Genomic DNA, 9396 nt, shown 5'->3' on the forward strand with positions numbered 1-9396 from the left:
GTTTAATCCTCACCGTCGGTTTGATTTTGTTCCGCCATTTTTTTGACTTGCTCAGTATTTTTAAGCACGTCATCTAATAGGTCTTCAAGTTTTTCGTTGGCTGATATTTTGTTGCGTAAATCTGCTAAGCGATCTCGTGCTTGTACCAATTGCTTTAGTGGCTCAATTTGATCAGCAACCGCTTCAGGACGAAAATCGTTGATACTATTAAATGCCAAATCAACCGCGAATTCGCCACCTTTATCACTTAAGTCATTGCCTACTCGAAAGGTCGCACGCGGTGCTAGACCTGACATCACCTCATCAAAGGTATCCAAGTCCACTTCGACAAACTTTTTGTCCTTAAAGCGTGGTTGTTCAAGGGTGGAATCTCCTGAAAACTCTCCCAAAACGCCAACGACAAAAGGAATTTCCTTGGTTTCGATCGCATCGCCTACTTCAACGTCATAAGTCAGATGCACCCGAGGCGCACGTACTTTTGCGAGTTTCTTTTGTACACTGTCTTGCTTTGCCATAATAAGTTACCTCAGCAATGTCTAGTTTGAACGCAATATACTGAATGGATCAGTCGATTCGGCGTTACTTTTTTTGGTAGGTGAAGGTTTAGTAACAGGCTTAACTTTTGGTGGTCGTGGCGGTTTTTTTACGGCTGGTTTTTTCTTAATAGGCTTCGATGCTTTTTTTACAGACACGTGGGGCTGAGGTTTTGATTTAGTGCCTGATCTACCGCTTCTAGGCTTGACGACTGGCGCTGGTGGTTTCGGCAAAGACTCATCGTAATTGAAACCATAGATATCACCATATATTTTACTTAAAGCGTACTGATACTCCTTCAAAAACGCTGCGTCCACTTCATCAGTGAGATAATCTGATTGCAGCTGGCTTTGGGAGACGATAGCGCTGCTATTGAGTAGTATCTTTTTTAGCTTAGCAGTGCCTTGACCCAGATCAATGGCTTCACTGGCTGCGTAAACAGCATAAGCATGATAGCCATTGTTAGAATAAATCTGCGCCAAAATCTCCCATGCTAGCGAGTCATTAGGATTACGAGATACTCTTTGATTCAAATCCGTGACCAGTTGATGCAGTTGCGGTGATTTTGCATCAGCATTTTTGAGTGCCGAAAATTGATTTATGATGCTAGAACCGGGGTCTTTTTCTTGTATGACAAGCTCACTATGGGCGGTAGTCATTGCTGAACCCATGATGAACAGACCTGCCAAAAACGCTTTGGATAGCGTAAAACTGACTCTAATATTGCTTCTGATACTGGTCATTGTAAGTCGGTGCTCGCCATTATTGGTGTGAGATAAATACATGTGCCTGCTCAACATTATTTTAATTAGACGCGTTAACTAAAGTGGTGATATTGGTGAGCGTTTCATTCAGTGTTGCCTTATCACCACTATTCATCAAACTATTATCGTGATAAGCATCAATATTACTTTCCATCACTTTAACTGCTGAAAGCATGGCAAGCTGACGTGCATCAAGCCTTTCATTATCAACGCTTAGAGCCTCATTAGCTGCTCTCAATGCCCGTGCATAGCGTTTTGCGTCGTAGTTATTTTTGGCAATAGTCATCCACGCTTCACTGCTAAGTTGATTGCCGTTTGACAAATAGGCAAGCGAAGGCTCACTCAACTGCTTCACTATTGGTTTGCTGACCGTGGTTTGTACATTTTTCTGAGCAGTGGTGCCACAACCCGCTGTCAATAAAGACGCGCTAAGTAAGACTGATAGCAGACCTGCGGTGGCAAGTTTAGTACGATAAATAGGATTCATAACAACAGGATCATCACTAAAAATATAAAAGGATAGATTTTTTAAAAGAAATAAATATAACTAAAGTTCATTAATCATAAAAAATCAATGAGGTTGATTATACATATACTTGACAATATTTCAATAAACTCTATACTTTTCTTAATAAATAATTTAGTAAATCACCCATTCAAGCCATTTTCTTGGTATAAAATACGCAGTAACGGTACCCTTCTTATGCCTTCTAAGACCAATCGTCTACATAATATTACCGTTCATACTGATAATCCAACGATAAACACCTTTTACCCTGTTTCGTTTTGCGGTGCAAGCGGCATTAATCAATCTGACAATATTGACATACTAGTGTTTAGTTATAATTTTATCGAATCGAACGCTTGTTTATCATTAATCAATGCTCCGATATGCTTAACCACGTTTTCCGCTGATCGTACCGCTAGCTGTCGTACTGGGCTGATACGCGGCATCCGTTATCAGCAATCTGATGGCGCGATGCACTTTTATACTTTAGAAGTTGTTAGCCCCGATTGGCAGTTGGCACAGTCGATACATACCCGCAGTTTTATCAATCAATCGACGCTCGATATTGTTACCCTCATCCTTAGTGATTACGATTTAAATTGGCAAATATCTGAGTCTCTTTTGTCATCAGATGATGAATCATCCGCACGTTTATCGGCACCTTTATCCATGCGTATACAGTCGGATGTCAGCGACTATGAATTTGTTACTGGTCTGCTCGCTGATATTGGTATATCGACTTTATGGGTGTCAGGGAATTCCGTTGATGAGCTTGGCACGTGGTGGTTGGTTGATGGTTTAGACACAGGCGAGCTCATACCGCTGACCTATAGTTATGCTCAGTCATCCGTACAATCAGGTCAAGATAGTGTCAATACGCTACAAATGAGGTCGCAGCAACTTGGCAGTGATAGGGTAATAGTACGAGCAGATGGGTTGGCGGCAGATACCATTTATGAAGGTCAAGCAGTAGATGAGTCACTGCTTGCGATAGATGACACGACGGTATTAATTGGTGCACCCTCTCGCGTGAACAGCGAGGACGCCGCTACTTATATAGCAGAGCAATGGATATCTGCCAATCGCTGTCAGCGCGAAACTTATCAAGCGACGGGTGCCCTGCGTGGTCTGAGCGTCAGTAGTCCAGTGAGTATCAATAACCTACCCTCTATTGGTAGCTTATCCACGCATTGTATCGCGGTTACCTTAATCGGTATTGAGCCTGACAACGATAGCGTGTCATACCATCATCAAGTATTTATCAAACAGTGGTTACAGCGCACTGCTCAGCATATGCACTGTCATGCAATGAATCACAATCACTTTTCAATACCCGATCATGGCTTTGACATCGCCCGCGATACTGGGGTTTGGGTATTAGCGACGTTACTTGACGCTGCTATTCCTTATTGCCCTTATCCCAGTTCTTTATCCTTTGCCAGTAGCACTTACACGGGTCTCGCCCAAGCTCGTACTGGTGACACAGGTTTATCAGCTTCCCCCAGCTATGACTCAAGTGTCAGCACTGACAATCTACAGCAAACTATTACTACGTCTGTCTGGTCAGGTATCAGCCCTCATGATGATGGCACTACCCCGCCACTGCGCTCATTGCAGCTGTCATCGGGTAGCACGCATGGTTGGCAGTTTGCGCCAAGGCTTGGGCAGTCGGTGCTGCTTAACCATTGGTACGGTGATATAGACAGTCCTGTGATTAGCAGATCGCTTTATGACGGTATCGGTATGGGTGATGTCGATGAAAAAGACATCACCACTCGTGATAGCGGACTATCGAATAGACATAACTTACAAGGCGGCGCGTCCCCTAGATGGCATGGTGGTGGTTTGGGTCATTCGCAAATTAGTGAAGATGATGGGCACAGTGGTTGGATCTCTGGTATTGCTCAATATGGGCTGACTTCTGATTCTGAGGTGACCATGAGCTTTGATGACACGCCTAATAAAGTCGGTCTCCAGTGGACGGTGAATACGGACAGCAAAGCCAATGCTGAGACACCAACCATCACTTCTAGCGCCACCTTTGCCTCTGATGAGCATGTGCTTGAGCTTGGCATACTGCGTCATCGTTTTAGCAATCATCAATCATCAACCAGTGGTCAGGGGATTAATCTAGCCACCGATCATGGACTACAGATCAGTGGTGATACAGGCGTACTGCTCTCCACTTTTGGTGTCAGGCATAGTCAAAGCGAGCATGAGTCAGCGTGGGTCAATGATGCAGGACAGCGGCAATTAGGCTTAGGAGCTGAGCTGAGTGAGACATTAAAAGAAGCCAAACAAGCACACTTGCAATCTACGGCAGCCATGCAGACCGCCAATCAATCGATAGAAGTGTTTAAAACCAGCGCACAAATCATCGATGAGACGCTAAATACGGAAGTATTGGGCGCTGCTGATGTGATGCTGGTCAGTAAAGACAGTATCTTAGCGTCAGCAAGTAATACCCTATGGACGGCGAAAACAATCGTCAGACAATCAGGCAGCACCCAGTCGGATGTGGTGGCATGCAATTATACGCTGACGGCAAATACGATTGACTCGCTCTCTGGGGTTGGTGGTCAAGTCGATCTATCAGGCTTACATATCAGTGCCAATAGAGAGCCACTAGCGATACAAGCACAGGGTGGTGAGTTGCAATTACACAGTCAACAAAGCATGACGATTGGTAGTGAGGCTGGACAGGTGAATGTGTCGAGTCCGAAGCGGATTAAGCTGCAAACCTCAGCAGGAGCATCCATTACGATTGATGACAGCGGGATTAAGCTGGTGTGCCCGGGGGTGATTAAGATAAAAGCGGTGAAGAAGGGTTTGGTGAGTGGGGCTAAAGTGAATGCGCCAGTGGTTGCTTTACCGACCTCGGGATTGTTTAGTAAAGCGTTTGATTTAAAAAAGCTTATTCCTCAAGATTTAATAGACAAAGGTATCAGCTATAAGATTATTAATCACACAAGAGGTACTGAGATTGAAGGTAAGCTTGATGAAGAGGGTCAGACACTAAGGGTGTTTGGTGATGAGGCTGAGAAGATAGAGTTAGAGCTTGATGCGATTACTGTTAGAGAAATAGATATCAATGATTTAGATCTTGACGACAATTTTGGGGATGAAGATGAAGATTGCGGTTGCTAAAGTCCAAACATGCTCGGTATCTGTTTTACTGAGTGTTCTATTAACTATGGCTGGATGTAATACTCAACAGTCTGTTAACGGATCAAAATTGGTTAAAGATGAGCCTTTGATTATAAATTCTGATTGTCAATATGAAACTGTGTTTGATGACAGCATACCAGCGCGAGTCAGTTATTTTGATTATATGGGGAAAAAAATTAAGTTTGTACCTGATCCTGATCATTTTTGGCAATCTACTGTTGCAGGCTGCTTTAACACTAATCAAGGCTTAATTATCATCGGATTAGACCGAAATCATCCAGCAGAGTCTGTTGCACAAATGACTTTATCTACTTATTTATATAAAGATAATAAGTTTATTTCAAAGAAATACTTAAATCAAGCTTGGAGCTGCATGCCTGATCATTCAAGGGGTGAGTTTTTAAATAAATTTAACTTAACTATAAATATCAAGTGTAAAGATAAGAAAGAAGGTAATGAAAACATAACTTCATCTTTTGATCAGAAATTTAGTATAGGTCTACTATGAGCTACACTTATGAAGATAAATTGAACTTTATCGTTGATATTTATTGTCCTATTAGAAAAGTATCGTTCGAGACAGGTATGTCATGGAAAACTATGCTGGCTCAAGCGGCCCAAGAGACAGGCTGGGGTGAGAAAGTACTGCCTGGTACTAACAATATTTTTAATATCAAGCTTGACAGCAAATGGAAAGGAAAAACTAAGGTTTTTAGAGTATGGGAAGGAAAGAAAAGCAGTGGTAGGTATGAAAACTCCAAATTTCCTGTTTTTGATACGCAAGAAGAAGCTATCTATGATAGAGTCGACTTCTTAAAAAGAAATCCTAGATATTCTAAAATATTTAGCAAAGATATATTAGGAAACTTTGAAAAGGAAGTCCAAGCTCTTGAAGATGCTGGATATGCTACACATGCAGACGAAAAGACTGGTGAGTTAATTTATGCTGAATTACTCATTGCAGTTTTTGGCCCAACAATGCGAAAAGCCATAGCACGTGCAGAAGAAAAAGCAAGTTGTGTCATTACTGCGGCTGTATTTAAAAAAGGTGTAAGCGGTGAGCCCCTAGCAAACACTAAAGTTCTCATAAAAACTGATCATAATAAATATATCGATAAAAAAACTAACGGCAAAGGTATTATAGAGGGAATAACCTCCAATCTTAATGGTTCAATAAACTTTAATCTTGATAGTAAAGAATTTTCATATTCTGTTGCTAATAAAAGAAAATTGGCAATTGAAGTAAATATTACCAATGATAAATTTGTGACGAAAACAGTCAATCATCTAACTGCTGATAATAAACCGATATATGAAAGTAAGAGTACCACAACTAATAATAGTGAATCATCTACTGCTGATTCAAAAAATTCTAATAATGTGACTTTCAACATAAAACTAGTAGAAGCAGACACAGGCAAACCCCTACCAAACACAACCTATCATCTTGAGTATAAAAACAACATCAAACCCCATAAAACTGACGGCTCAGGTATCGAATCAGGTATAACAGCTGATGTTAGCCAATCTATCAGCGTCTACCTTGATGATGACAGTGGCAAGAAACAATCTATTTATAGCATGGCATTTCCCGTTATAGGTGACCTAAACGGGCAAACCAAAATACTCAAAGTTCCTGTGGTAACCCTACAACTCATATTTGTTGATAAAAACAAAAAGCCTGTCCCTAACTATGAGTTCAAAACAGTCTATCGCGGTCGCATCTCTGAGATTAAAAAAGCCAATGCTAGAGGCATAGCCACTGTCAAAGCGCTAGCGGGTCAGAAACTAAAAATCATTCATGTAGCAGTAAATAAATTTACCAGTAATATCGTCACTGATGGGTCAACTAAATGGACATACAATACTGACAAGCTGATAGGAGATCCTAGCAACTCTCCTAGCTCTACTAGTAATGTAGCTACCAGTACACCCTCCTCCTCGCAAAAACCGGATAATACGAAGCCAAGCGCTACTGACAAAGGTAACATTATACGTAATGACAAAATCACGCCAAAAGGCCCAACAAATGAAATTAAAACAGATAAAGCAAAAATTACTATTAAATTTCTAGATGAAGATACAAATAAGCCTTTGTCAGGATTAACCTATTGGACTCAATCAACTAAATACGGTAAGAATGCTTCTACTACTGGTAGTGATGGTACAAGAGGCCGTACGCATGATTCAGATGTGGGTGTTAGCATTGGAGTATTAGTCAATGAGAATGGGAAGGAAGTTAAAAAAGGTACTATCGTTGCTAATAGTGATAAAAATGGTACTGCTTACGTTTATAAGGCTAAGAAGCCTAAAATACCAAATATTGAAGTTAAATTTAAGACACAAAGAACAGATGTGGTTACTGAAAAATCTAAAAACATTTTGCGTGAGCTTGCCTCCCAATATGGAATGAAAACAATATATATAACAAGTACGTTGCGAACACCAGAAGAGCAAGCTAGTGCAATGTATAGTAATATTGCTAGTGGTAAAGTCATTAGATATGCTGCGCCAGGAGCAGAAGTAACTCGTATCTGCCAGAGCGGTATAAAAAAAGGACTGGGTAGGAATAAAACTATTAAGAATATGGTATCTAGGATTTTAGAATATGATAAAAAAGGCATGAGAGTATCTAAACATTGCGTCAGTTTTGAGACTTATGCTAAGAAAAATATCATTGACCTGGGTGTCAATAGTAATGGATTAACTACCAATGCACAAAAGCAAAGATTCCAAGATATTTGTGATGTAGCTTTAAATCAAGGTAAGCTTTCAAGCTTTATATCTCCTCTTAGAGATAAAGCTGAGCCAGCTTTTCATCTCGAAATACCTCAATAGATAAAGAAGTTATATTTTATGAAAAAAACACTAGTCTTATTGGTTATGTTAGCTCTACAAGCTTGTAGTGATACTACTGCTCAGCTTTCTGTAACCGATATCCATAATGACAATGACATAAACTCAAAGTTAGAGACGAATACTACTCAATCATCTTCAGATACAGATACAGATACAGATACAGATACAGATACAGATAGTAGTATTCCAGCAGGTATCTACTTTTCTCACAAGAAATGTAGTTCACAAAAAGACTGTAAAAACTTGAATCATGAAAAAATCGATGGGAAGTACTATCTATCTCGAAATCAGGGTTCAAATGGGGCTACGTACTACTTATTAGTTAAGGATAATGCTTACTACCTTTACAGTTTACAATTTTTAGATGAAGATTTAAGAGCAGTCGGCTCTTGGTCACAAATGAAAGAAATCAATGCAGTAGACTTATCTTTTGAAATAGAGTCTATTGAACAAGTCATGGGTTCAGACTACATGGGCAGATACGACGATGATAACCTAAACAATAAACTTAATACTTTAGCTAATCAGTCTGGTTTGCTAGAAATAGGTAGCCTATTAGAAGGTAGCAAAATATCTACTCATGAAACTATCAAATTTTTGCCTACAGAAAATGGGTATAAGGTTGACTGTAACGACTATATAAAAAATTATGAGAAAACAGTGGATCAGTTATTAAAGCAAGACATGGCTGCTGGTTATCACTTCTACTATGAATGTGCAAATGGAAATGAGATATATTTTAAAAATTTAAAATAATTAATAGAGATGCTTAACTATATTCTGATATAAGTATCAAAGTTGTATAGTATAACTAGTCTTATATAGAAGCCACTATTCCATACGCACCCTACCCCTGCCTTCAAATCCGTACGGTTAAACTTAGGATATTTAGTTACGCAGCTTGACGATAATAGTCAAACCACACCTGTCTTGGCGATTTATAGCCTAAACTCTTTTAAACTCTTGTTTGGTTTTGGTACAGCTCGATATATTGTGTGATATCGTTGACTGCTGTAAACCTTGTTTTATAGTCCTGATGATATACAAGTTCATTATTCCTTGCGGAGCAGTGCTCCTCACCCGATAAGCTTTCTATGGGTGCGTTGTCGAAACAGTTGCCTTCACCACTCATTGAGCCTTTGAAATGATGCGGTTTGATGATCTTGTAGTAGGCATGACTGAGTTATGCCGAAAAAACCGTATATATAGACTTGATAATAGACTTTTCTAGTTATCACTATTGAATAGTGAATGATATTTCACCTCGATAAACATACCAATATTCTACGCCAAGCGCATTAAAACCAAACCAAAAAAAATCCGACCACATTAAGTGATCGGATTTTTAATATTTGGTGGAGATGGCGGAAACTAAACTATAAAAATAAGTCATTGATTTATATAAATATATAAAATTAAAAACAAGACAATACCAACCATAATACCAACAATCGTTTTTGATAATGACCTTTTTTGGCTGTTTGCTGCGCCATTAGATATTATTTTGTAATTTCTTATGAGACCTGTACTCTACTCGCTTATATTCAAGCTAACTGAGGACAC

Annotated in this window: 7 protein-coding genes and 1 pseudogene; 4 read left to right on the forward strand and 4 right to left on the reverse strand. The window is 39.7% G+C overall.

The features are described 5' to 3' along the window. Window positions 1-2: 2 nt before the first annotated feature. From tssB to INT03_RS14215, 3 genes are read right to left on the reverse strand one after another with little or no spacing between them, the layout of a single operon-like run. Window positions 3-515 carry a type VI secretion system contractile sheath small subunit gene (gene tssB, locus INT03_RS14205; protein WP_045451928.1) on the reverse strand — a complete coding sequence of 171 codons (513 nt, stop codon included), beginning with the start codon at window positions 513-515 and terminating at the stop codon, window positions 3-5. 21 nt (window positions 516-536) lie between these two features. Further along, window positions 537-1319, reverse strand: coding sequence for a hypothetical protein (locus INT03_RS14210; protein ID WP_193009441.1), 783 nt, complete (start codon window positions 1317-1319; stop codon window positions 537-539). Window positions 1320-1338: 19 nt separating this feature from the next. Continuing rightward, entirely contained in the window at window positions 1339-1785 is a 447-nt protein-coding gene (locus INT03_RS14215; RefSeq protein ID WP_193009442.1) for a hypothetical protein, read from the reverse strand. A gap of 216 nt (window positions 1786-2001) precedes the next feature. Between INT03_RS14215 and INT03_RS14220 the strand changes: the two genes are divergently transcribed. The 4 genes from INT03_RS14220 to INT03_RS14235 are packed head-to-tail and all read left to right on the forward strand — an operon-like array spanning window position 2002 to window position 8589. Beyond that, window positions 2002-4953, forward strand: a complete 2952-nt coding sequence (locus tag INT03_RS14220; RefSeq protein ID WP_193009443.1) for a contractile injection system protein, VgrG/Pvc8 family — start codon at window positions 2002-2004, stop codon at window positions 4951-4953. Further along, a complete protein-coding gene (locus tag INT03_RS14225; RefSeq protein ID WP_193009444.1) occupies window positions 4934-5482 on the forward strand; it encodes a hypothetical protein in 549 nt (182 codons plus the stop codon). Before INT03_RS14220 ends, INT03_RS14225 begins: the two co-directional genes overlap by 20 nt. Continuing rightward, entirely contained in the window at window positions 5479-7812 is a 2334-nt protein-coding gene (locus tag INT03_RS14230; RefSeq protein WP_193009445.1) for a glycoside hydrolase family 73 protein, read from the forward strand. The genes INT03_RS14225 and INT03_RS14230 overlap by 4 nt, the downstream gene beginning before the upstream one ends. A gap of 18 nt (window positions 7813-7830) precedes the next feature. Then, window positions 7831-8589 (forward strand): hypothetical protein, encoded by a 759-nt coding sequence (locus INT03_RS14235; protein ID WP_193009446.1) that lies wholly within the window; start codon window positions 7831-7833, stop codon window positions 8587-8589. Between the two features lie 136 nt (window positions 8590-8725). On the opposite strand, the pseudogene INT03_RS14240 reads toward INT03_RS14235, so the two are convergent. Beyond that, window positions 8726-9013: pseudogene (locus tag INT03_RS14240) on the reverse strand (IS3 family transposase); the annotation flags it as partial. Window positions 9014-9396: the final 383 nt, after the last annotated feature.

The organism is Psychrobacter sp. PG1 (assembly GCF_014897815.1).
Lineage (GTDB): Bacteria > Pseudomonadota > Gammaproteobacteria > Pseudomonadales > Moraxellaceae > Psychrobacter.